This is a genomic window from Lysinibacillus sp. GW823-FHT06C08, assembly GCF_058795135.1.
The window spans coordinates 219,551-245,017 of sequence record NZ_JBXAHN010000008.1; the positions used below are offsets into that span (position 1 = coordinate 219,551).

Consider the following 25,467-nt stretch of genomic DNA (forward strand, 5'->3'; position numbering starts at 1 on the left):
GTCTTTGCGAAGAAAGTCCTTATTAAAATTCTTACATTGTTATTTGGAAAGCTTCGTAAAGGAGCTTTCGAACCCCCATATTTTACCTTCTAGGTTGTTTAAGAGAGCGACCGTCCTCTGTTCCATATTATTCGGAAGTTCTTCCTTACTGAAATAAGTGAGGCTTAAGCTCTCACCATCTTTCATTTCCAATACACCCCTTACATGTTTAGCTCTATACAGGTGAATGACTGTATGGATTTCATCGCCATTCGGATAACAGTAGTAATAATCAGGTCCTGAAAAAACACCGATAAAATCAAACTCTGTAGCCACGAGTCCAGTTTCCTCATAAAGTTCACGAGCAGCAACCTGCTCTAATGTTTCGTTTATTTCCATTGAGCCGCCAGGTAATCCCCAATCCAACGTATCTGAACGATGTTGAAAGAGTATCTTCTTATCATCATTAACAACAAGAACTGTCGAACCGACGCTTATAATCGGTCTATTACCGATAAGCTTTCTTAATTCTGTTATATAGCCCATCCCGTCACTCCACGTTTCATCGTTATGCAAAATAATTCGCTTTTTTAAAGTAGACTTCATAAATATAGCTTCATTGGGATTGATTAACAATCTTTTTTTGAGCGAAATAATGCTTAAATATGCAGAATAGTTCGTCAAAAATGAAAAATAGCTTTTTATAATCAGTCTTTTCTGAATTTTACCTATATTGATTGTTTGGAAACCTCTATGTTAAGGTAAAAAGACAAATTGAATATGCTAAATTTTGGTGGTTCAAATGGGTTTGATTCCATTTGATTAAAAGGGAAGTTGGTGTGAGTCCAACACTGTCCCGCAACTGTATGTAGGAGTTCCATAACGTGGCCACTGTTTTGTTCATCAAAACGGGAAGGTGTTATAGGAATGTTGATGATAAGTCAGGAGACCTGCCGCTAAATAAGCATCAATTGACCTACGAGGATAGGGAGGTGTTAGCTACTGTATGATGATTGTGAATGGATGTAAGTTCACTGTTTTTTGTTCTGTCATACTTTTGTAGATTAACAACTTCTAAAGGGGTAGAAGTTGTTTTTTTGTTGTTCTTTCGAGTTTGAATGGTAACGCTTACAAGAATGATTAAACAAAGGGGTTGTAATTCATGGAGTTAACGTATTCACCAGGTCTTGATGGAGTTATTGCTGCGGAAACAAAACTGTCTTTCTTAGACGTAGTAGGAAGCCAAATTGTTATACGGGGCTATGATTTGATTGAACTATCTCAGCGATATTCCTATTTAGATATTGTCCATTTATTATTGCACGGAAACCTACCAACTACTGAGCAACAAGCTGACTTACAAGATAAATTGAAAGAAAACTATCACGTTCCACAAGAGCTTTTTCAAATTTTCAACTTATTACCAAATGGGACACATGCTATGGACGGCCTTAGAACTGGAATTTCAGCGTTAGCAGGGTATGATCAGCACATCAATGATCGTTCGACTGAAAAGAATGTAACACGAGCATATCGACTTTTAGGCGGAATGCCCAATATCGTTGCGAATAGCTACCGTGTATTAAATGGTCAAGAGGTAGTAGAACCGGATAGTGAGCTTTCATATAGTGCTAATTTTTATTACATGATTACTGGAAGAAAACCAACACCATTAGAAGAGGAAATTTTTGACCAATCACTTGTTTTATATAGTGAACATGAAATGCCGAATTCGACCTTTGCTGCTCGTGTTATTGCCTCCACACAATCCGATCTGTATGGTGCTCTAACTGGTGCTGTCGCATCATTGAAAGGAAATTTGCATGGTGGGGCGAACGAGGCAGTCATGTATATGCTGCTTGAAGCTAAGACAGTGGAAGGCTTTGAAGCGATGCTGAAAAACAAGCTCAAAAATAAAGAGAAAATAATGGGCTTTGGCCATCGTGTCTATATGAAAAAAATGGACCCAAGAGCGCAGATCATGAAAGAAGCTTTATATAAATTATGCTTGGAGCAAGGGGATGACCGCTTATATCACATGTGTGAAGCTGGTGAAAAAGTGATGGTGGAGGAAAAAGGCTTGTATCCAAATTTAGATTATTATGCTGCGCCAGTGTACTACATGCTGGGCTTACCAATTGAATTATATACGCCTATTTTCTTTGGCTCTCGAACGATTGGTTTATGTGCACATGTGATCGAACAACATGACAATAATCGATTATTTAGACCTCGTGTTCATTATATAGGCGAGCGTCATAACCTTGAAGAATTGTCGGTATAATCAAGTTTTAACAACTCGCCATAGAGCTGATGGACATTCTGACCAATGCCCATCAGCATACTAGTATATCAAATTCATACCTTGAAAGGAAGATATAGATGATTAAAACGAATGAAAAAACGATGACAGACCAGCTTCTTGTTGATATTGCGGATTACGTATTAAACACAAAGATTACGAGCGAAGAAGCTTACGAAACGGCTCGATATGTTTTATTGGATACGTTAGGTTGTGGCATTTTAGCTTTACAATATCCTGAATGTACAAAACTTCTGGGTCCTGTAGTACCAGGTACAGTCGTTCCAAATGGTACTCGTATTCCAGGAACATCCTATGTCCTTGATCCAGTTAAAGGTGCCTTTAATATCGGTTGTATGATCCGTTGGTTGGATTATAACGATACATGGTTGGCGGCAGAATGGGGGCATCCTTCTGATAATCTAGGTGGCATTTTAGCTGTAGCCGATTATTTGAGTCGTGTAGGTGTTGCAGAAGGGCAAGAGCCTCTCCAAATAAAAGACGTTTTAGAAATGATGATACAAGCTCATGAAATACAAGGAATACTTGCACTCGAAAATAGCTTAAATCGTGTTGGCTTAGATCACGTCTTATTTGTCAAAATAGCAACAACAGCTGTAGTAACAAAGGCTTTAGGTGGTACTCATCAAGAAATTGTCAATGCTTTATCAAATGCTTGGATTGATAATTCAAGTTTAAGAACCTATCGACATGCCCCTAATACGGGATCTAGAAAATCATGGGCTGCTGGTGACGCTACAAGCAGGGCGGTACAACTAGCAATGATGGCTGTGAAAGGGGAAATGGGCTATGCAACTGCATTATCTGCACCAGGCTGGGGATTCCAAGATGTGCTCTTTAATAAGCAAGAATTAAAGCTTGCGAGACCACTTGCATCTTATGTTATGGAAAATGTCCTCTTTAAAGTGTCTTACCCTGCAGAATTTCATGCTCAAACGGCTGCAGAATGTGCTGTTCATTTACATCCTGAAGTAAAGAATCGCCTAGCTGAAATTGACCGCATTAACATTACGACGCATGAATCAGCCATACGAATTATCGATAAAGAAGGGCCTCTTCACAATCCTGCTGATCGTGATCACTGCCTTCAATATATTACAGCTATTGGTCTTATTTATGGTGACATTACAGCAGATCACTACGAAGATGAGGTGGCTGTAGACCCACGTATTGATGACTTGCGAAATAAAATGGTTGTCGTGGAAAAAAGCCAATATACAATCGACTATTTAGACCCTGATAAACGATCCATTGCGAATGCTGTTCAAGTTTATTACAAAGATGGTACATCATCCGAGCTAATTGAGTGTGAATATCCTTTAGGACATCGTTTCCGCCGTGAGGAAGCATTTCCTCAGATCATTAATAAATTCCAGCAAAACATTAGTACGCATTATTCTCAAAAACAACTCAATACAATAAATGAGGTTTGTGCAAATAAAGAGCTGCTTGAACAAATTGCTGTCCATGAATTTATTAATCTATTTATTTAATTTAGAAGGATTCCGAACGCAATAAAGAGGAGGTTTTTAAAAATGGCGTGGATTGTTCAAGAAGCGAAGACACAAAAACAATTAGCTGAACAATTTAAAGCTCTTATTGCTCGTTCAGCTATTTTGCAAATACCCGGAGCACATGATGCAATGGCAGGTTTAATGGCTAAAAAAGTTGGCTTTGATGCACTGTATCTTTCGGGTGCCGCGTATACAGCGAGTAGAGGCCTACCAGATTTAGGGATGATTTATTCAAATGAAATAGCTCAGCGTGCTAGTGATATTATTCGGGCTACTAATTTACCTATGCTAGTGGATATTGATACGGGCTTTGGTGGTGTATTAAATGTTGCCCGTACTGCTCGTGAAATGGTAGAGGCAGGGGTCGCTGCCGTACAGCTAGAGGACCAAAATCTTCCTAAAAAATGTGGACATTTAAATGGCAAAACTCTTATTTCAATAGAGGAAATGATACAAAAAATAAAAACGATTAAACAAATAGCCCCTACATTAGTAATTATTGCTCGCACGGATGCAAGGTCTGTTGAAGGCTTAGAGCAGGCTATTCTAAGAGCCAAAGCATATGTTGCTGCTGGGGCAGATGCTATTTTTCCAGAGGCATTACAAACTGACAAGGAGTTTAAACAATTTGCCAATGAGTTAAATGCACCCTTATTAGCCAATATGACTGAATTTGGTCAAACTCCTTATTATACCGCTAAGGAATTTGAAAAAATGGGCTACTCGATGGTCATTTATCCTGTTACGTCTATGAGAGTTGCAGCGAAAGCATACGAGCGTGTATTTGAATTAATAAAAAATACTGGAACACAACAAGAAGCAGTTGAGGATATGCAAACAAGAAGCGAATTATATGAAACGATTTCCTACTATCAATTCGAGGATTTAGATCGTGAATTAGCGAAAACCATTTTACCTAAGGAGGAAATAAAGTAGGGGAGCTGAATGGTTTCTCTCCACTTTCTTTCAAGGAGGACTCATATGGATCAACTAGAAGACAAAATGACGATCTTTACACCAGAGGATTTTCATGATGAAGAGGAGCTCATTGCAAAAACTGCTGAGCTCTTCATTAAACAGGATGTCTCACCGAATATTTCATCTATTGAACAGCAACAGTATGAGATCACTCGTCAACTATTTCAAAAAGCAGGTGATCTTGGCTTACTGGCCATTGAAATTCCCGAGGCTTATGGAGGACTCGAGCTCCATAAAACAATTTCCGGTCTTGTAGCAGAGAAAATGGGTTTTGGGGGCTCTTTCAGCGTTTCCTACAATATCCATGCTGGGGTGGGCACATTACCCTATGTCTATTTTGGCAATGAGGAGCAAAAGCTGAGGTACTTACCAAAGCTTGCATCTGGAGAATGGGTTGGTGCCTATGCACTTACAGAGTCCGATGCAGGTTCTGATGCACTGCGCCCCAAAACGAATGCTAGATTAACAGAAGATGGTACAGCATGGGTAGTAAACGGAGAAAAGCAATGGATTACGAATGCTCAGCTAGCAGACGTCTTCGTTGTTTTTGCCCAGACGCATAATGGCATGACTGCGTTAATTGTCGAACGCTCCTTTAAAGGGGTATCCGTAGGTCAGGAAGAGGAGAAAATGGGCATTAAAGGCTCTTCAACGGCAACGCTCATTTTAGAAGACGTTATAGTGCCAATCGATCATGTTCTTGGAGAGGTTGGCAAAGGGCATATTGTCGCTATGAACATCTTGAATATGGCACGTCTAAAGCTAGCCTTTTCCAATATAGGAACTGCCAAACAGGCATTTCAATTAGCTGTGAATTACGGAAAGGGACGGAGACAATTTGAACGATCTATCGTTGATTTTACAATGATACAGGAAAAACTTGCTGACATGGCCGTATTGATTTATGGAGCAGAAAGTGCTGCATACCGAACGGCTGGAAAAATGGATGAGGCTATTGCATCAGGAAGTAAGGAAACGATGGTCCAGAAAATATCCGATTTTGCACTCGAATGCGCACTCCATAAAGTACATTGTTCCGAAGCACTTGGAAAAATTGCTGATGAAGCTGTCCAAATACATGGTGGATATGGCTATATGCAAGAATATGATGTGGAACGTTTGTATCGGGACGCAAGAATTAGTCGTATTTTCGAAGGTACAAATGAAATCAATCGCCTCACATTGGCTAAAATGCTGTGGAAAAAAAATGTACAAACAACTGCAATTGCTGATGATTTTATTCACTGTCAACCATTAGAAAAAAATCACCATTATATCCTTCTCTCCAAGCATTTGATGCAACTAGCAATTACAGTCATTACGAATGCACAGATTCAACTCGAGCAGGAGCAAGAATTTATGCGTTTGTTGGCGGATATAGCCACGGAAAGCTATGTCATGGAATCAGCTTGGCTGAGGTCGAAAAAAGCTGTACATGAGCAAACAAAACAATTGATGACAGACATATTATGCCAAGAGGGTTACCGAAAAATAGAAGAAAGTGCGATTACTATAATTACGGCTGCTGAAAGCAGTGAGCAAAAACGAGTAAGCTTGCTAAATAATATTCGACAGTTAAATATTCCACTACAGCAAAATCTATTTATGAAAAAAAGGGCACTTGCGAGAACATTCATTGACAACCCAAAAATGATTAGTTAGGAGGAGCAACATGATGGATACATTGGCAAACGTTACGAAGGAGGGGTCTATTTCTATTATTCATTTAGATCATCCACCTGCAAACACTTTGTCATCAGCCTCTATTGAAAACCTGCGTCGTATTTTCCAAGAGCTAGCGGAGGATGAAGATACAAGTGCCATTATTATTACAGGCACTGGCCGATTTTTTGTCGCTGGGGCTGATATAAAGGAGTTTGTTTCAGCCTTTGGCCAACAGGACAAAGCATTACAAATGGCTCAAGCAGGGCAAGCGCTATGCGATGAAGTAGAAGCCATGAAGAAACCAGTTATTGCGGCCATTAATGGACCGGCCCTTGGAGGAGGACTCGAACTAGCGTTAGGATGTCATTTCCGAATTGCTTCGAATCAAGCCATTCTAGGCTTACCAGAATTAAAGCTTGGGCTACTCCCTACATTCGGGGGGACTCAACGACTTAGCAGAATAACAAATCCAGCAACGGCGCTCCAATTAATTTTAACAAGTAAACAATTGAGTGCAGACGAGGCATTACAGCTCGGTATTATCCAACTCGTAACAGAACCTGAGGAACTTTTGATGACGGCTAAGACTGTTGCACAGTCCTTTGTTGAGGGTAAAAGTATGACAAGTGTCTCTCGTACAATTGAATGTGTAATTCAAAGCACGAAGGCTAATTTACAACAAGGACTAGAGCTTGAACGAACGCGTTTTGCTGAGCTATTGTTAACAAATGATGCTAAAGAGGGTGTGCAGGCATTTATTGAAAAAAGACAGCCACACTTTAAACATTGTTAAAGGAGGGTTCCAACATGGCAAACGAAGTATTATTTTCGGTCGAAGATGGAGGTGCGGCAATCATTACATTGAATCGCCCTAAAGCTTTAAATTCTCTTTCCACTGACATGCTTAACCCCATTAGAGAAAAATTAAAAGAATGGGAAGCGAATGATGAAATACGTCTTATTCTACTACAAGGGGCAGGGGAGAAGGGATTTTGCGCTGGGGGTGACATCAAAACACTTTATCAAGCACAATCCAGTCAAGATGCATTACAAGGGGCTGAAAACTTTTTCGAAGTAGAATATGAAGTGGATTTGGTGATCTATCATTATCCTAAACCCATTATTGCTTGTCTTGATGGCATTGTCATGGGAGGTGGAGTCGGTTTAACCTATGGAGCAAGCCACCGAATCGTTACAGAGCGTACAAAATGGGCGATGCCGGAAATGAATATTGGCTTTTTTCCAGATGTTGGAGCGGGCTATTTCTTAAACAAAGCGCCAGGTTTTATTGGTTACTACCTAGCATTAACTGCATCCACTATTAAAGCAGCAGACGTCCTTTTTGCTAATGGTGCAGATCATTATATGACGAGTGATAAGTTATTTGATTTCCTTCAAAGTGTAAAACAGACGGACTGGCATTCTAACAATATAAACTCAATCTTAAACCAACTAATAAAGAAATATTCTGGTAAGCCAGCCGCGAACAGTGAACTTGAGAAGCTTCAAACAGTAATAAACCATCATTTTTCAAGAAATACAATAGAGGAAATCATACAATCCCTAGACTATGACCCAAGCGAATTTGCTCGTGACACGAAGCACTTGCTTCTATCGAAATCACCCTCCTCTTTAAAAATTACGTTACAGCAGCTCATTGACGCTCGTGAAAAAACAGTAGAAGAATGCTTTAAGACCGATTTCATTTTGGCAAGGAATTTTTTAAGACATAGGGATTTCTATGAAGGTGTACGCTCCGTCGTCATTGATAAGGATCGAAATCCTCATTATACCTATCAATCATTAGAAGAATTTACCGAAGAGGATAAGAAAAGGTTTTTTCAAGAAAACAGTGTAACATTATAGATTTCGTTTAAAAATCCTGTTAGTAGCAGGATTTTTTTATGGAAGAAATGGGGGACTGCCAGCTACTAGGCAAAAAAACTTTATCAAATGACATCCCCCCATTCAAAACAAGAATACTAGCTTTTGAGCTCTTCATTTTGAGATGGAGTAGAGCGGTGTAGGATGTTATCTAGTATTCTACCAGTAATCGGCATAAAGAGATGGAGGATGAACCCTCCAAAACAAACCGTTATGATTGTGCCAAAGCCAATTGGGCCTTTCACTATTAACGCTAGCACTAAAAACAGGATATAAATAGTCGTTCTTGCAAAAAAGATGCTCCTTTTCGTTAGCTCTTTAATTATTAATGTTAATCGGTCAACAGGAATCGGTGCAAAATTCGTATGTAAATAGGTGGCAGTCCCTAACCCAATCACAACTAAACCAACACCAAAACAAACAACTTGATTATACCAAGCTACAGGTGTTAACTGATTGTGTAACAAAAATAACCACAAATCAATCCCAATTCCCGTAATAAAAGCAGTAATAAAGCCCAAAAATTCGGGCCTTTGTTTAGTTAGTATGGAATTACAGCCTATTAAAATAATGGCCAATATAATTTCCCAGCTACCAACTGTCAGCCCTATATTTTTAGATAGTCCTACTAAAAGAGCATCGAAGGGGGAAGTACCTAGATTGGATCGAATAGTTAAAGAAATGCCCAGCGTTAAGATGAAAATGCCTATGACATAAAAAACATATTTCACTTTTACAACCTCCATTCATATTTTTATTGCATATACAACAAAAATAAGTTACATTCAATATATACTCTTTTTGTTGCATTTGCAACATAAAATCTATAAAGAGTTTTAAAGGAGTGTAATCAATGTCAATCAAATTAGCAAAATGTAGCTTAGGTGATTTAAAAAAACTCCAAGAGGTGAGTATTGAAACATTTAATGATACCTTTAAAGATCAGAATTCACCTGAAAATATGACTGCTTACTTGGAAAAAGCATTTACAGAGTATCGGCTGGAAAAGGAATTATGTAATGAAGCTTCAGAATTCTATTTTATTTATGACAATGATGTCATTGCAGGTTACTTAAAGGTGAATGTCAATGATGCCCAATCTGAACAAATGGGGAACGAGTCCCTTGAAATTGAGCGTATTTATATTCGACAGTCATTTCAAGGAAGAGGTCTTGGCAAATATCTTATGAACAAGGCTATCGAATTAGCTGAAGCCCAAAATAAAAGTAGCATCTGGTTAGGGGTTTGGGATAAAAATGACAATGCTATAGCCTTTTATAAAAAAATAGGCTTTGTTCAAACTGGAGCGCACAGCTTTTACATGGGCGAGGAAGAACAAGTAGATTTAATTATGACAAAAACACTCATTTAAATTTTAAATGGCAGAAACGTTGATATCGCAACATTTCTGCCATTTTTCTATACATACTTAATATTTTTCTGCATGAACATCTAGATGCCATAGCTCGTAAAAATAAAAACATTCAAGCCATTAGAACCATTTCGAAATGGAGCTCTCCTTTCTACTTCTTTGTAATATTTCGTCTTTATAACCCATTAAATATTAATAATCTTTCATAACTGATACAAATAACGACGTATTTTTCTATACTTTTACCTATTTCGATGGTTTATATTGCCATATAGGTCTTTAGACAGTTGAGTCATTTCCAAATTACCTATAATATGTAATTAATATTGAAAACGATAATCATTATCAATTGTAATCAATGTTCTAATTTACTTCTCAGTCTTTCTAATAAGGGAGACTCATTTTTTTAACAACGAGTGATAATGATTATCAATTAATAGTAAAAAGGCTCTGTGAAAGGATTGGTTTATTTCATGCAACAGATTGCTAAACAGATTGCAGAAAATGCAACGTTTCAGGCGTTTATAAATTGTTATATACGAGAGGTGAGAAGCGGGCATTGGGTCAAAAAGGAGGAGTGGATTAAAGAACAACGACTATCAGCACTGATTACAGAGGCACATATATTAGAGCTTGAATTACCAAAACAAAACATACGTTTTGCATTTGGGGTGGAATATAAATCTCTTGTCGGAAGACAGGTAATTGGTACGCCGTGGAAGTATTGTACAAAACAAAAACAATGGCTTGTCGAGGATAAATTATCGATACTTATTACGCTCATTCAGGAACTACATTTGATGGCTAAGAGGGATAGCAGTCTTAATTTTTCTTCCCATTTTGACGAACTCATTCTTCGCATAATTGAGAGCTACCAAACGATGGCCAATTATATTGAAAATAGTTTGGAAGGTGACAAGCAACCTGGGGCTAGCGGTACGTTTATTGAAGCGGAGCAGTCTCTCTTACTTGGTCATTGGCTTCATCCAACACCAAAAAGTAGACAAGGGATGGCAGATTGGCAACAAACCAGTTTTGCTCCAGAGTTACAAGGTTCTTTCCAACTTCACTATTTTCGTGTCGACCGTAAAATGGTACAAGAGTCCTCCGTATTAGAAAAAAGTGCGAGTGATCACATTGTTCAATCGTTACTAATATCACAGCCTAATTTTGTTACGTCCGTGAAGGATTGTTTCATTCCGGTCCACCCCCTACAAGCACAATGGCTTCTACAGCAACAATATGTAAAAAAGGCGATTGCTGAAGGATTCATAAAATACGAGGGTGCGCTAGGAGCTTTTTATACAGCAACCTCTTCAATCAGAACGGTTTATAACTCACAGGAAGAAATGATGTATAAGTTTTCAATTCCTGTCAAAATAACAAATTCATTGAGAGTCAATAGAACTCATGAACTTAAAGCTGGGATTGCTATGGCTCGATTAATGAAAAAAATAGATTTTTTACAAAATCATCCATCCTTTCAGATGATTCATGACCCTGCTTATATGACTGTAGAGTTTCCTAACCAGACGGAATCAGGGTTTGAGGTTATTTTTCGCTCAAACGTATTTCCTAAAGGCCAAGATGAAGGAATCTGCATGATCGCTACGCTTGTGCAAGAGCCCCTGCTAGAAGAAAAATCAAAGCTATGTCAGCTCATCATGAAAATTGCTCAATCCGAACTCCGGTCATTAGAGAGTGTCAGTTTAGATTGGTTTAAAGTTTATTGGACATGTGCGATTGAACCATTATTAAAATTATACGATGAGCATGGGATCGCTCTCGAAGCCCATCAGCAAAACAGTCTATTAAACATCTCTTCTGGTTATCCAACCACATATTATTATCGCGATAACCAAGGTTATTACTTATCAAAAGCCTATAAAGATGTACTTCTTGCAATAGAGCCATCTTTACATGAAACGGAAGAACTGTTTTACGAAGATGCCCTTATACAAGATAGATTTACGTATTATTTATTTATGAATCAACTGTTTCCTGTTATTTCTCGATTTGGAGCGGATCAGCTTATTAACGAAAATGTTCTTTTGAAGTGGTCTACAGAACAACTGCACTTATTAGAAAACGAATTGACAGGTTTCGGGAAGGCATTTGTTCGGAACATTTTAAATCAAGAAGAGCTTGCCTTCAAAGCAAACCTTTTAACAAGGTTCCATGATGTAGATGAACTTGAAGCCGAACTAGAACAAGCCGTATATACGAAAATTCCAAACCCATTTGTTCGACAGTATGAGGAGGCAGACTATGCAGCAGCTACAGCCTTTAGCTTCTAAAAGAGGAGAGCTACGTGTAAGGCGGCAGCTTGTAGAAGCGATGATCTTTGAGGGACTAATCAACTATGAAGAAACACGTCTGGATCAATGGACTTCAATTTTTACTCTTATTGGACAGACATACACCTTTCGCTGTGAAGGAAGAAGAATGGCATTTGATCGCATCCGAATAAAGGGAGATCATATTTTTCTAATAAGCAAGGATGAGACGATACAGGAGGCAACATTTGAGGAACTAGTCGATGAATTACTGACGAGTCGTCAAGATAAAGTTCGGTTACTGAAAGAACTTCATTTAACGAGTAATCTTTGCGATTGGAATGATAGACATCTCCAAATGCCGATGTCGAGAAGAAATTCGAGCTATGAGGAATTAGAATCGGAAATTATTGAAGGACATCCGTATCATCCTTGTTTTAAATCTAGAACCGGTTTTACGATTGACGACCATATAGACTATGGCCCTGAAGGAAAGCAATCATTCACCCTTCAATGGGTGGCAGTGAGAAGAAGCTATGTACGAATCGCTGTTCTTGAGAAAGAAGAAGATTTCTGGAAAAGAGAGCTAGGGCATTTACTGTGGGACGACCTTCTTAGCAAGCTTGCGAGATTCAATGGCATATTCGAAAACTATACGTTCTTACCTGTTCATCCATGGCAATGGCGTACCATGAAACAGGAGCTTGCTGAATTAATAGAACAAAAGGATTTCATACCTCTAAATGTGAAAGGAGATTACTATAGGGCAACTCAATCAGTGCGAACATTATGGAATTCTTCACATCCACAAAAAGCACAATTAAAATGCTCAATGAATATGGTGAATACCTCTTCATTACGAAAGTTACATGCTCATGCTGTTTGTGCTGCTCCTCATATTTCTGCATGGCTTAAACAGGTACTTCAATCAGATGCCTATTTACAAAAGACTGTTATTGTACTGGAAGAATACGCAGGCATTATTTTTGAACCGCATGCCACAAAGCATAGTAGCAAATTAGAAGGTCAGCTTGGCACCATATGGCGAGAAAGTGTGCGCGTGTATATGAAGGAGGAGGAGGAAGCAGTACCCTTTACGGTACTCATGATGATGGAGTTAGATGGGCGTTCGTTTATTGATGATTGGCTATGCCGATATGGAACGGAGGCGTGGATAAAACGCTTGATTGAAGTGAGTGTTATTCCAATTTGGCACCTACTTGTCGCTCATGGAATTGCAGTGGAGGCCCATGCGCAAAATATGATTTTATTGCATGAAAATGGGTGGCCGACTCGGGTTGTACTGAGAGATTTCCATGACAGTATCGAATATACGGAAGAATTCATAGCAGATAGAAACCTCATTCCCGATTTTGGAATGATACATGACCGATTTAAAGATGCACCTGCCGATGATTATTATTGGATGTCTTCTATAGAGGCTTTACGTGAGTTAGCGATGGATACACTATTCGTGTTTCATTTAAGTGAGCTATCTAATTTGCTAGAAGAGCAATATGGATATGAAGAAATACGCTTTTGGAATCAAATTAAGGACGGCATACAGAAGCACTTTGAACGCTTTCCATCTTTCCATACAAGAAATGAACAGCTTCAGTATACTAGCACACCTATTTATGTTGAATCCTTACTAAAAAAGAAATTGCAAAATAAAGAAGAAGGTAATTTTCGCCATATCGTCAACAATGCGTTGGCACAAGCGAATGAAAAGGGGAAATCATGATGTTTTATGTCAATGATCAATTTTATACAGTAGAAGATATTGAAAAACAGTTTGATATATATGAACGCTTACCACATCTAAAGGGATGTAACAATCGGAGATTAGCAATTTGTACAGATGATATTTTCCAATATATAGCTCTTTGTTTATACATTCGTGAAAAAAGAGGGTCAGTTGTCCCAATCCATTCAGCGACGCCAAAAGAGGGTGCCATAAGAATCGCTTCGACAGCGGGTAGTCATCTGTTATTGTTCCAATCCATTGATGATTTCATCGAATTATCCAATCTTTCCAATAACCAAGAAGGGGTATTAGTTCAAATGAGCTCTGGTACAACAGGAGCTCCGAAATGCATTGAACGAACGTGGAGCTCAGTGGACGAGGAGATTGAAAGCTATGTTACTACATTACCTGTTGATTCCTTGACAAATTCTATTGTTGCTTGCCCGGTTACTCACTCTTATGGATTTATTTGTGGTGTCCTAGCTTGTATAAGAAGAGGAGCAAAACCGGTTATTATAACGAATAATAATCCTAAATATATGTTGAAAAAGCTAAAAGAATATCCTCAGCACTTACTCTATGGAGCCCCAGCGTTACTTTATACATTAAGTCGATTATTACCGATTGATCAACAATTTGATCGTGTGATGACGTCAGGGACTGTGATGCCACATGGCTGGTTAACATCATTAAGAGAGAAATCTAACCAAGTCCTTCAGCAGTATGGATGCTCCGAATCCGGCTGTATTGCCATTCACCCTAATGTGGAAGATCCGAAAGAAATGGGGTATCCTCTTCCTCATGTGAAGGTGACAGCTGGTGACAAACAAACACCAAGCGAGATTATCATTGAAACATCTGCACAAACGATTTATACGAAAGATCTTGGCTATCTAGAAAATAATATTCTTTCTTTTCTTGCAAGAATCGATGACACGATTAATGTAGCGGGCTTGAATGTGTATCCGCAAGAAGTGGAAAACGTGTTAATGGATGAGCCAAGAATAGTAGAAGCAGTCGTATATAAGAAACAAGACCATTTATCAGGAGAGCGAGTTTGCGCACTCTATGTGTCTGATGAACCGATTGATCATATAGAACTTAGAGAGTGGTGTCGGAAATTTCTTGCTCCACATCAAATTCCGGTGGAGTTCGTGTTTGTTCGTGAAATCGAAAAGCTACCTAATGGAAAAATAAGTAGAAAAAAACTTGGAGGCATACCCGTATGACACGGCAACAACTGATCAAAAGCATCTATGATATTATGGAAAATTCATTAGAGTTGCAGACATTGTCTTCTTTTAATGAAGATGCCCGATTAAATGAGGATTTGTATATGGATTCCATTATGGTCCTTCAACTCATTCTTCATATAGAGTTGGACCTTGGCATTGCCATTCCTGATGAGGTGCTTGTTCCTAAAGATTTCAAAACAGTAGGGACACTAGCAAACTTCTTAGAAAAACAGCAAAAGGTAGAATAATCGGAGGCTAAAAATGATAAAAGTTCATTGTTTTGTAAGCTGTGTTTGTGAGGTTATTAAGAAGACTAAAGGCGTCGATCATAGGCCTTATTATTTTGGGGTATGGGATGCGGATTTCGATGTGCTTGATAATGGTGTGCTTACATACCACTCTGATGAAATTGATCATGATTTCTTTCAAACATGGTATGAAATGCTTTATGGAATCAAGCTTCACAAATGGTATGACGAAAATCAAACAAAACACGAAAATATAAATAAGCTACTAGCGTTATTAGAGCATAAATCTCCCCAGCAACATGTAATGGTGATGTTAGATTTATCAAAGCTTCCAGAGCGAGAGAATAAATTTCATCAAAGTCCATTTCCTCATTATGTGATGCTAGAATCGACAGAAAATGAAGAAGAGTGGTTTATGTATGACCCTGATTTTCGCTGGGAGGGGTTATTACCGAAGGAAAGAATTATAGCTGCCATCCTAGAGCCAACTGTCGGAGGAGGTTATTATTTTGATTCCGAGACGATCATTGCTCCAACTTCTGATACAGTTGAAGCCTATTTTAATACATGTATCAAGCTCCAGCGTAATCCATTGACAGATGCCATTGCTGAAATAATTAATGAGCATACTGCAGAAAAAGACAAAGAAAGTATCTCAAAACTTCCGGCTGCAATAAAACAATTGCCAGTTATAGCGATAAGAAAATATGCATATGAGCATGCATTTGCATATTTTTGGGAAGCCCTTGGCCGTGCTGAGGAAGGCTTTGACACATGGTGTGATGAAATTGAGCGTTTAGTGAAGGGCTATACAACGGTTCAATATCGAGTGATGAAACTTGCGATGACGCATGATCCATTATTAATAGAAGATATTTATGTGAAGCTAGAAGAACAAAATCTACTTGAGTTCAAGATTAAGCAAGGATTACAAGAATGCTTTCAAGCATGGTTAACACTACAACACAAGAAAGAGGTCACATTATGAAACTATCTATTTGTACAATCTCGTTTCGACACCATCTTCATTCAATAGATCAATTAGCTCACTTTGCCAAAGCACAAGGCTTTCATGGTATTGAGCTTTGGGGTGTTCATGCAAAGAACTTAGCAGATGATCTTCATTATGGAGCAGATTGGCTAAGATCCTTCAGTTTGGAAACGAGTATGCTTAGTGATTATTTACCATTAGAGGCACCAGTAGCTGAAATGATGGCTGAAACAGAGAGGTTATCTGCACTTGCAGAGCGCTGGGGAACAAATAAGATTCGTACTTTTGTCGGCAAGCAGGGAAGCTTAGAAACGAGTAAGAAGGAAAGAGAAGAACTTACTTTCAGACTTGAATTGATCTGTGATTATCTCGAGTCAAAAGGACAATACTTGCTTGTTGAAACTCATCCGAATACGTTGACAGATAATCTACCCTCAACCATACAGTTACTCGAAGAAACGAACCACTCAAGCTTACGAGTTAACTTTGACGTTTTACATGTATGGGAATCAGGGGTGGACCCAATTGTCGCCATGAAGCAACTTCGTCCTTATATTTCACATTTTCACTTAAAAAATATTGCCTCTCGGACACACCTGGATGTTTTTGCTCCACACAATGTCTATGCTGCATCAGGGACTCGAGAAGGGATGGTTCCATTATTTGAAGGGGCCATTGATTACGGTGAATTCCTAGCAGAAATAGATTCAAATAGGGAGATAGATGCCTCACTAGAATGGTTTGGATCAAATGTGAAGAGTGTTTTAACAAAGGATATACAGGATATAAAGAAGGCTTTACAGCTAGTGCAAATTTAGTATAAGGCTATAGAGAATCCCAAGAAAAAACATTTGTCGTCTTTTCCTTGGGATTTCTTTTTTATATTGGCTTAATTATTCTAAGCGATACGTCAGGGGAGCTATTGATTACAGACGATCAGTTTTCAAAGCTTTCATATTTCGCTACATAGAAATAATTTTGGTCGCCACCGTTTGCTGAAATACCTGGTCATGCTCTACAAACACCATTGTAGGATTAAAGCTCTGGATGAGCTCTTCAATTTGTAGACGGGAATAGATATCTATAAAGTTTAATGGTTCATCCCAAATATATAAATGAGCTTTCTCACATAAACTTTTGGCAATAAGTAGTTTTTTCTTTTGCCCACCTGAATAATGAGCAATATCCTTCTCAAATTGAATTCGATCAAAATCCATTTTACGAAGGATGGATTTAAATAATGTTTCATCAATCTCATGCTCTTCAATAAAATCAGATAATGATCCCTTCAAGTGGGAAGTATCCTGCTGAACATAAGATATAATAAGACCTGAGCCTACATGGATAGTACCCGTATGCTGTATGTCGTTTCCATGAATAAGTTTTAAAACACTACTTTTACCGCTTCCGTTTTTTCCATCAAGAACAATACGATCACCCTGTTCAACTTTAAAGCTTAATGGTTGATTAATCATGTGGTCATCATATCGAACAGATACATCGGTCAAAGTTATAAGTTCCTTTGACTGAAATGCCAATGGCTCTAGTTTCAAAGACTCCGTTTTTTCTACATTTTTTAGCAATTTTGATTTTTCATCAATCGCTTTTTGCTGTCTTGATTCAATGTGCTTCGCTCTCTTCATCATCTTAGCTGCCTTATGTCCGACAAAACCTTTATCTAGCTTAGACCCTGAATTCGTCGTCCCATTTTTAGAAGCCTCAACTTGATTGGACCAGCCTGCCGAACGCTTCGAGGAATGTTTTAATCTTTCAATGTCCTTTTGTAGACGATGGTTTGTTGCTTCCTCATGTTCCTGCTGTCTATCAAAATTTAACTTCCATGAAGAATAGTTACCACTTTGAACGTCAATATTGGCTCGATTGATGGAAAGGATATGGTCCACACAGCCATCTAAAAACGTTCTGTCATGCGAAATCAAAATAAATCCTTTTTTCTTCTTTAAATAGTTAGCGACAATTTTTCGTGCATCTGTATCTAGATGGTTAGTCGGTTCATCAATTAATAGAAATTTTCCCTCCGTCAAGAAAAGGGCAGCAAGCAAAACCTTCGTTTGTTCTCCGTTCGATAATGTATAAAAGGGGCGATACATAACCTCAGCATCTACATGTAGATACGATATTTCACGAAGATACTCCCAATCCTCTGCCTGCGGGCAAATCTCCTCAAAAATTTCATACGTATATTTGTTCCGATCTGCAACAGGGTAGGGGAAATAAGTAAAATCTACTGAAGCATTAATTTTCCCACTATACTCATATTTCCCTAATAATAACTGAAAGAATGTTGACTTCCCGCGACCATTTCTACCGATAAATCCTAGTTTCCAATCCGTATCTAATTGAAAGTTAACACCTTCAAAAATAGGATCAAAGCTACCTGGATAGGAAAATGTTAAATTTTGAACTTGTATCATTGACATGATAACTCCTCCTTTGTATAGCAAACCTTTTTTCTTTCTTTTATACAAAGTCGGCATATCCATCTGGAATCCATGTCTCCGCATAAGTAGGATGGATATTAACGACTTATACGGAGATTTACATGTGTAACAATTGTGTCTAAATCGCTCATTTTCCACACTCCTTTTTTAGAATTTTGATGTAACTATGAGAGAATAAAAAAATCCCCCCAATTGTCATTGGAAGGATTAGTCGGTTACAGGTATTGATTAAGGACTTTTTTGCCATAGGAAAATGACGAAAAAAGTATAAACTGATTGATAAAAATGGACAGACTAATCCTATATTTTGTAGTTTGAAGTAATTGATTTCAACTTAAAATATAGTTTAGTTCATCATTGTTCATCCATCAGTCCTCTCATAATTGTATATTCATCGTACCAAATTTTTTCTTGAATTACAAATCAGCCTATTGTTCGTGTAAAAATAGATGGGGCACAACACGAATATAAAGGATTTCTCCTATAATTTCGACAATCGTTTGTGTAACGATAATAGCAGCCACTACTGTATGTATTGGATCTGGCAAAGATAGGGCCAAGGGTAGAACAACAAGCGAATTACGTGTTGAACCACTAAATATTAAAGCTCGACCAGATGCAGGATCAAGTTTGAATTGTTTGCCAATAAATTTTGAAATAAATGGCATGATAAGCATAAAGGCCATGTAAACGGGAATGACCTTAACTATCAAATCAATAGATGTCGATAATTTTCCGATTTGTGAAGCGACAACAACAAACAATGTCAATGCCATAAAGGGAACTGGTAGACATGCAGAAAATTGAATGATTGTATGACCGACTATAGATTTTTTAGCAAGTAGCTGAACAATAATCGCGATGACTAATGGGATGACGATGAGCTTAAAAAATGCCTCTAGGAAAGGGCCCGCTTCAACTATTTCCGCTGCTTCATGTCCAATAAATATCCACAAATAGAAAGGTAGTAATAGCATTTGGGTCATGAAAAGAATAGGTGTTGAAATCAGCATGGCTTTTTCATTTCCACCACCGAGTGCTGTAAAAACAATGACATAATCAATACAAGGTGTCAGTAATACCAAATAGACGCCAAGTAATAAAGGTGGGTGGTTTGGTAAAAACAAAGTTAATAGCCATACAACAATTGGTACCGCTATATAGTTGACCGTTAGCAATGCCCCCAAAAAACGACGAATAGCAAAAGCTTCTTTTAAAGAGCTGAAAGGAATTTGTGAAAACATGCTGTACATTAATAATGCAATAACAAAAGAAAGGGTAATGTCCAAGCGTGTGCCTATATCAGGGGCAAATAACCCTATAGCTCCTGCCAGTAATAAAACGAATACATACAGGGAAATCTGATTTTTTTCTAATGCTTCTCTTGAAATCATTGTGATTTTACTCCTATTTATTAAACCTAGCCCATAAACATTCCTCTATTAGGGTACCATACAATATGAGATTGGAACTATATAGTTCTTGTTATTTTACTTAGTGAAAATTACCATAAGACGGGTAGCCAAAAGGTGGATACACTCCAAACCATACTGAGAGAAAAACATTGTTCCTATAGAATTGCGTGCAAAATCTCCAAATTGTGTTCCTCTGAATGCACCATCCTTTCGCATATTGAAAAATTTATAGACTCCTTAAAACCACCTACTACAAGTGGATACCATTCAACTAATGAGTTATGTTTAGGAGGTGAAGTTGTTTCAGTATATAAAATTAAAATCATCGGCAGGGGGGATTGGTTCCCCTTATTGTCTTACATACTTCAAGTTGGTTATCTTTAAAAAACGCCATATATCTAAAACTTAATTATTTTAAACTGTTAATTAACATTTTTAATTTTTAAGTACAAAAAATTAATTTTGGTTATTTCATTTTTAAATTCTTTGGTATATAATCAAATCAACCTAAAGAAAGGAACTTCATTATGGCCTATCAAGTAATCACAAATTGTCCTGTTTGCAGTAAAACGTTAAAAATTACCAAGTTGCAGTGCTCTCACTGCCACACTACGATTGAAAATGAATTTGAATTATCGAAACTGGCATCCTTATCAAAGGATCAGCTTCATTTTGTGGAAGTATTTTTAGCGTGTAGAGGGAATATTAAAGATGTTGAAAAAGAACTTGGAATTTCCTACCCAACGGTTCGAGGAAAGCTAACAGATATTATTTCATCCCTTGGATATGAGCAGAAGAAGAAGAAAAATGAAGTAGATAAAAAGAATGTTGTTACTCTGCTAGAAAATGGCGAAATCACAGCAGAAGAAGCCATTAAGCTTTTAAAAGAAGAATAGGAGGAATAGATCATGAAAGAGGAAATTGCACGAGTGTTAACGATGGTTCAGGAAGGGAAAATTGATGCAGAAAAAGGCTCTGAACTAATTCAAGTATTGCAAGATAAAGATGACGCGGGAAATAAGCTTTTAGATAAACCAGCTAAATATTTAGATAAAACATTAAAAGTTCGTATTGTTTCAACTGAAAATGATAACGTAACGGTTAATTTACCCATCAAGCTAGTGAAAGTTGTTTTAATGGCTGGACACAGTATCGCAGCTAGTATTCCACAATCTGAAAAATATGTGAAAGATCTAGATATCAGCCTTATAATGGAAGCCATCGAAAATGAATTAGATGGCCAAATCGTTGATATTAAATCGGCAAACGGGGATTCCGTTTCTGTGTTCATTGACTAGTGACCGACTGATGATACATGTCAAAGTGAAAACAAAGGATGTTCGACTTACCATCCCAATCCCATATGCGATGTTAAACATTGTTATTTCCATTTTGTCTTCAACATTATTTCAGCGTAATATAAACAAATGGACAAAAGAATACTTTGAAAGAAAAAAACTGGACTTTACCTTGCCGCCAATAGACAAAAAAACACTCAAGCCCATTGTCCAGGAACTGAAGAATTATAAAGGGATCTTGCTAGTTGATGTCAAAGCACAGGACGGTACAGTGGTAAAAGTTAAACTATAATTTATTGAAATACAACCACTTACATCTGAAATAGTAGGTGGTTTTTTTACTTATTAGCTACGAATAGACAGGTAACACACCTTCAAAAAACCTTGGATTTTCATAGTTTTTTTCAGAAATTTTATTTAAACCATTACCTAAATCGTCCATTTTTTGTACCTTATTGTTTCCTTTAGTGAAATCACCACACTGCATCATAAACTTTTAAAAACATCTTACATCGATGTACCTCCTTATTGTTTCATCACCTAAAATCTTGATCATAAATAGCTACTGAAAATCATTGTGAAAGGAAAAGGGAGCGTATTAAAATGTATATTAGTTGAAATAACTTCAAAATTGAACTATTCTAAAGGCGGTGATACGAATGGCAAATATACAATCACATGAAGCAATTTTATTGAACTCCATAATTTCTACCGCTGTACAAGATGAATTAAAACAAGAGTTAAAGCGACTAGGCTATACTGACTTAGCCCCAAGCCATTTCATGCTGTTATACATTGTGTACAAAAATGGGGGACGCATACAAATCAAATGTATTTGTGATGAAATGCTCAAACAAAAATCAACCATTACTGAAATGATTATCCGTTTAGTCAAAACTGGTTATCTTGTAAAAGAGGGGCATAGTGAGGACAAACGAGTAATGTATGTCGTTGCAACTAAAAAAGCACTGGATGTCCAGAAATATTTTGAAGAAATCTTTGATCATCTTACAAACAAAATGTTTCATGGATTTAATGAAGAGGAGAAAGCTACTTCTTTTTCTTTACTTCAAAAAGTGTTAGGTAATTTGAGTTAGAGCAGATCTGTTCTAACTTTTATTTCCTCTTGTAGTTCAAAATTGAACTATTTGTTTTCTTTTGTCCTCTCAAAATGTTGATTTATGTTGGACATCAATATAAATAGGTGAAATATTGGAATTATGCACTAATATGTGTATTTCCACTGTGTGCGCTTTACAATACTTAGGTTGATTATACAGAAACGGGAGCCAATGAAAATAAAAGAGATTATGACAGCAAAAATATTCTAAATTTCCACAAACGGTACTCGCATGATATGCAACTGAGGGCTTTGTTAAATGTATAACACGATAATAAAGCCGAAGGGAAATTGTTGGGTTAGGGGCGTCAGAAGATGCTGATTTATGAAGCGGAACCCTCAACCATCTATTAAAAAATTGAAGAAATGAGAGATAATAATGAAGGATTATTTAGTGAAAGGTTTAGCATATAACGGACAAGTTCGAGTTATAGCAGCAAGAACAGTCGATACAGTAGGGGAAGCTCAACATCGACACTATACATGGCCGACCGCATCAGCAGCGTTAGGACGTTCAATGACTTTCGGCGTGATGCTTGGTTCTATGTTAAAAAATGAAGACAAATTAACCATTCGTATAAATGGTGGGGGTGATTTAGGTACAATCCTTGTTGACGCTAACGCAAATGGTAAAGTACGAGGCTATGTAACAAACCCGCAAACACATTTCCCCCTAAACAGTATTGGGAAATTAGATGTTAGAAGAGCCGTGGGAACAGATGGCATGGTAACCATTTCAAAAGATATCGGTCTACAACACCCCTTTGTAGGACAGGTACCTATTATTTCAGGGGAATTAGGGGAAGATTTCACATACTATTTAGCACAGTCTGAGCAAATTCCTTCTTCCGTTGGGGTAGGAGTTATCGTTAACCCTGATAATACAATCCAAGCAGCAGGGGGCTTTATTATTCAAGCATTACCTGGCACGGAGGCAGAAATTATTGAAGAAATTGAAAAACGTTTAGAAAGTATTCCAACGATTTCAGCAATGGTACGTGATGGACTAACACCAGAAGAAATCCTAACAATGGTTGTAGGAGAGGGGAATGTAAAAATTCTCGAAACACAAGAAATCCTATTCCAATGCACTTGCTCAAAAGATCGCTCAACGAATGTGCTAGTGAGCTTAGGTAGCGAAGAACTCCAAGATATGATTGATACAGATGGGCAAGCAGAAACACAATGTCATTTCTGTAATGAAACGTATCAATTTGACAAAAATGAATTAGAAGCAATGCTAGAACAAGCCGTTTAATCTTTAAAATAAGTTACTTACTATAAAAATACCTCCTTTGAATGTAATATCCAAAGGAGGTATTTTTTTTAGAATAGCTAAAGTTTTGGCATACGGACAAGCATTTTAGATTTTTCATCTAAAATGATAAGACTGAGATCCCTGTATCATTATTTCTGTAAATATAGGTCTATTTTTACTCAGCTTTGCTATGTTACCAATTTTCATACTAGCATTGTTAAGTGGGATGGATCGTATTCGCAAGGCAAACAAAAAATGAACTGACTCCAGTTCCTTTTTTGTTTGTCTAAAATTTTTTGATTTAAGCTTAAACAGGTTCTTTATTAAGAAAAGCATTTTATTATATGATTAGCTAATAGGATTTGAAGGAGTATGATGAGATGGAAGAAAAGAAAATAACATGGTTAGAACTTTTTTATGATTTGATTTTTGTAGCAGCTGTTTCAACTGCCACTAATGTATTACTTCATGTTGAAAAAGGTGAAATTCGCCCAGAGTATTTTTTGAAGTTTGTTTTAATATTTATCCCTATTTGGTGGTCTTGGGTAGGACAAACATTGTTTATTAATCGTTTTGGACAGGATTTTTTACACCAAAGGATTTTTACAATATTCCAGATGCTATTTGTCCTGATTATGACATCTAGCTTATCGGTTAACTTTGATCAATACTATTTGCCATTTCTAATTGGCTATATTGGATTAAGAGCCCTTACTGCGGTCCAATATCTAGTTGTTCACCGTTATGAAGAAGGCAATAGAAAGGACGTTGCTCACTATTTAGGCACACGTTTTTGGATTGGCATAATCATATCCTGTTTTTCTATCTTATTTGATTCATGGATTCGCTATAGCATATTATATATAGGCATTATGATTGATATCCTTGTACCTTTTTGGGGACGTAAATATTTGGTGAAGGCTCCGACTAATACATCTCATTTATTAGAACGTTTTGCTTCATTGACATTAATCCTTTTCGGAGAATCAGTTGTTAGCACCTTGTATGTGCTACAGCCACAAAAAGGGGATTGGGATTCTATTTTATTTTCAATCATCTCGTTTATTTTAATTGTTTCGATGTGGTGGCAGTATTTCGAAAATGTAGAAAAGAAAGTGGACAAATCAATCGAAACATCTGGTCAGACCATTATTTATGGCCATCTTTTTGTATTAATGTCTTTGAGCATGATTGCCGCTTCCATCAAGCTTCTTTTTCTAAATGAGGTTCGTTATTCATTTGATTTATATTTTATATTCGGCTCTGTATGCCTTTATTTCATGACAACTAGTATAGTTTTTCATCAGTATAGGTTTAAACAAGATCGTTTAACGCTTTATCATTTAACATTATTTATTGGGATCTTAGCCACTTTCTTTATCATTAATTTGATAGTAGAAGTCCCAAACGTTGTCATCATGGGAGAGTTGACGTTGTTTTTTATCATATACGCTAAATTAACAACTACATGAATAAAATGCTATAGAACTAAAAGACATGCTTATTTAAGTACTTAACGAAAGATGTCTAGGAACATCTTTGTTCTTAAAATTTTTAAAAGTAATTCATTTCGTTTTTGACCTTTGCTGAGCTAAAGAAGACGTTAGCCAATTAATTCAATAAGCAAAGAGGCTGGGACAAAACCCACCTCTAAATTAAAAAGCGTGTGAAATTTTACGATCAGTAAAATTTCACACGCTTT

At 37.3% G+C, this 25,467-nt stretch carries 23 protein-coding genes and 1 riboswitch; of the genes, 19 read left to right on the forward strand and 4 right to left on the reverse strand.

The genetic code is table 11. The features are described from left to right. Positions 1-39 precede the first annotated feature (39 nt). On the reverse strand, positions 40-525 hold the full coding sequence (locus AC1Q6O_RS18220) for an NUDIX hydrolase (protein WP_043990380.1): 486 nt from the start codon (positions 523-525) through the stop codon (positions 40-42). A gap of 231 nt (positions 526-756) precedes the next feature. Beyond that, positions 757-951: riboswitch (cobalamin riboswitch) on the forward strand. 190 nt (positions 952-1,141) lie between these two features. Between AC1Q6O_RS18220 and mmgD the strand changes: the two genes are divergently transcribed. From mmgD to AC1Q6O_RS18250, 6 genes are all read left to right on the forward strand, one after another. Next, entirely contained in the window at positions 1,142-2,263 is a 1,122-nt protein-coding gene (gene mmgD / locus AC1Q6O_RS18225) for a citrate synthase (protein WP_089986473.1), read from the forward strand. A 98-nt stretch (positions 2,264-2,361) separates the two neighbouring features. Then, a complete protein-coding gene (locus AC1Q6O_RS18230; protein WP_346037952.1) occupies positions 2,362-3,795 on the forward strand; it encodes a bifunctional 2-methylcitrate dehydratase/aconitate hydratase in 1,434 nt (477 codons plus the stop codon). A gap of 42 nt (positions 3,796-3,837) precedes the next feature. Beyond that, entirely contained in the window at positions 3,838-4,752 is a 915-nt protein-coding gene (gene prpB, locus AC1Q6O_RS18235) for a methylisocitrate lyase (RefSeq protein WP_089986474.1), read from the forward strand. Positions 4,753-4,797: 45 nt separating this feature from the next. Beyond that, on the forward strand, positions 4,798-6,456 hold the full coding sequence (locus AC1Q6O_RS18240) for an acyl-CoA dehydrogenase FadE (RefSeq protein ID WP_239354635.1): 1,659 nt from the start codon (positions 4,798-4,800) through the stop codon (positions 6,454-6,456). A gap of 10 nt (positions 6,457-6,466) precedes the next feature. Further along, entirely contained in the window at positions 6,467-7,252 is a 786-nt protein-coding gene (locus tag AC1Q6O_RS18245; RefSeq protein WP_008177734.1) for an enoyl-CoA hydratase-related protein, read from the forward strand. 14 nt (positions 7,253-7,266) lie between these two features. Then, positions 7,267-8,325, forward strand: a complete 1,059-nt coding sequence (locus tag AC1Q6O_RS18250; RefSeq protein ID WP_043990381.1) for an enoyl-CoA hydratase/isomerase family protein — start codon at positions 7,267-7,269, stop codon at positions 8,323-8,325. Between the two features lie 116 nt (positions 8,326-8,441). On the opposite strand, the gene AC1Q6O_RS18255 is transcribed toward AC1Q6O_RS18250, so the two are convergent. Further along, entirely contained in the window at positions 8,442-9,074 is a 633-nt protein-coding gene (locus AC1Q6O_RS18255; RefSeq protein ID WP_043990382.1) for a YczE/YyaS/YitT family protein, read from the reverse strand. Between the two features lie 122 nt (positions 9,075-9,196). Here AC1Q6O_RS18255 and paiA point away from each other — a divergent pair, with 122 nt between their 5' ends. The 7 genes from paiA to AC1Q6O_RS18290 all read left to right on the forward strand — a co-directional run bounded on the left by paiA (position 9,197) and on the right by AC1Q6O_RS18290 (position 17,030). Further along, the gene (paiA, locus tag AC1Q6O_RS18260; RefSeq protein WP_008177739.1) at positions 9,197-9,715 is read left to right on the forward strand and encodes a spermidine/spermine N(1)-acetyltransferase; all 519 of its coding nucleotides are present in this window, start codon (positions 9,197-9,199) and stop codon (positions 9,713-9,715) included. Positions 9,716-10,188: 473 nt separating this feature from the next. Continuing rightward, complete coding sequence (locus AC1Q6O_RS18265) at positions 10,189-12,012, forward strand: IucA/IucC family protein (protein ID WP_492401911.1); 1,824 nt, start codon at positions 10,189-10,191, stop codon at positions 12,010-12,012. Then, the gene (locus AC1Q6O_RS18270; RefSeq protein WP_171364896.1) at positions 11,984-13,735 is read left to right on the forward strand and encodes an IucA/IucC family protein; all 1,752 of its coding nucleotides are present in this window, start codon (positions 11,984-11,986) and stop codon (positions 13,733-13,735) included. Before AC1Q6O_RS18265 ends, AC1Q6O_RS18270 begins: the two co-directional genes overlap by 29 nt. Next, the gene (locus AC1Q6O_RS18275; protein ID WP_492401913.1) at positions 13,732-14,967 is read left to right on the forward strand and encodes an AMP-binding protein; all 1,236 of its coding nucleotides are present in this window, start codon (positions 13,732-13,734) and stop codon (positions 14,965-14,967) included. The genes AC1Q6O_RS18270 and AC1Q6O_RS18275 overlap by 4 nt, the downstream gene beginning before the upstream one ends. Then, entirely contained in the window at positions 14,964-15,221 is a 258-nt protein-coding gene (gene asbD / locus AC1Q6O_RS18280; protein WP_008177745.1) for a petrobactin biosynthesis protein AsbD, read from the forward strand. Before AC1Q6O_RS18275 ends, asbD begins: the two co-directional genes overlap by 4 nt. A gap of 13 nt (positions 15,222-15,234) precedes the next feature. Beyond that, the gene (locus tag AC1Q6O_RS18285; protein WP_427533912.1) at positions 15,235-16,209 is read left to right on the forward strand and encodes a DUF6005 family protein; all 975 of its coding nucleotides are present in this window, start codon (positions 15,235-15,237) and stop codon (positions 16,207-16,209) included. Then, complete coding sequence (locus AC1Q6O_RS18290; RefSeq protein WP_008177750.1) at positions 16,206-17,030, forward strand: sugar phosphate isomerase/epimerase family protein; 825 nt, start codon at positions 16,206-16,208, stop codon at positions 17,028-17,030. Before AC1Q6O_RS18285 ends, AC1Q6O_RS18290 begins: the two co-directional genes overlap by 4 nt. 144 nt (positions 17,031-17,174) lie before the next feature. Here the strand turns inward: AC1Q6O_RS18290 and AC1Q6O_RS18295 are convergent, their stop codons facing one another. Next, a complete protein-coding gene (locus AC1Q6O_RS18295; protein WP_089986481.1) occupies positions 17,175-18,653 on the reverse strand; it encodes an Lsa family ABC-F type ribosomal protection protein in 1,479 nt (492 codons plus the stop codon). Between the two features lie 449 nt (positions 18,654-19,102). Beyond that, complete coding sequence (locus AC1Q6O_RS18300; protein ID WP_239354627.1) at positions 19,103-20,068, reverse strand: arsenic resistance protein; 966 nt, start codon at positions 20,066-20,068, stop codon at positions 19,103-19,105. A gap of 548 nt (positions 20,069-20,616) precedes the next feature. Between AC1Q6O_RS18300 and AC1Q6O_RS18305 the strand changes: the two genes are divergently transcribed. The 6 genes from AC1Q6O_RS18305 (at position 20,617) to AC1Q6O_RS18330 (ending at position 25,237) form a co-directional block, all read left to right on the forward strand. Continuing rightward, on the forward strand, positions 20,617-20,985 hold the full coding sequence (locus AC1Q6O_RS18305; protein WP_036227177.1) for a DUF2089 domain-containing protein: 369 nt from the start codon (positions 20,617-20,619) through the stop codon (positions 20,983-20,985). A 12-nt stretch (positions 20,986-20,997) separates the two neighbouring features. Further along, positions 20,998-21,387, forward strand: a complete 390-nt coding sequence (locus AC1Q6O_RS18310) for an SHOCT-like domain-containing protein (protein WP_036126002.1) — start codon at positions 20,998-21,000, stop codon at positions 21,385-21,387. A 10-nt stretch (positions 21,388-21,397) separates the two neighbouring features. Further along, positions 21,398-21,679 (forward strand): hypothetical protein, encoded by a 282-nt coding sequence (locus AC1Q6O_RS18315; protein WP_008177759.1) that lies wholly within the window; start codon positions 21,398-21,400, stop codon positions 21,677-21,679. Positions 21,680-22,046: 367 nt separating this feature from the next. After that, positions 22,047-22,484 carry a MarR family winged helix-turn-helix transcriptional regulator gene (locus AC1Q6O_RS18320; protein ID WP_090001413.1) on the forward strand — a complete coding sequence of 146 codons (438 nt, stop codon included), beginning with the start codon at positions 22,047-22,049 and terminating at the stop codon, positions 22,482-22,484. A 402-nt stretch (positions 22,485-22,886) separates the two neighbouring features. Next, positions 22,887-23,765, forward strand: a complete 879-nt coding sequence (hslO, locus tag AC1Q6O_RS18325; RefSeq protein ID WP_089986483.1) for an Hsp33 family molecular chaperone HslO — start codon at positions 22,887-22,889, stop codon at positions 23,763-23,765. A 380-nt stretch (positions 23,766-24,145) separates the two neighbouring features. After that, positions 24,146-25,237 carry a low temperature requirement protein A gene (locus AC1Q6O_RS18330; RefSeq protein WP_492401916.1) on the forward strand — a complete coding sequence of 364 codons (1,092 nt, stop codon included), beginning with the start codon at positions 24,146-24,148 and terminating at the stop codon, positions 25,235-25,237. The last annotated feature ends 230 nt before the right edge of the window (positions 25,238-25,467 follow it).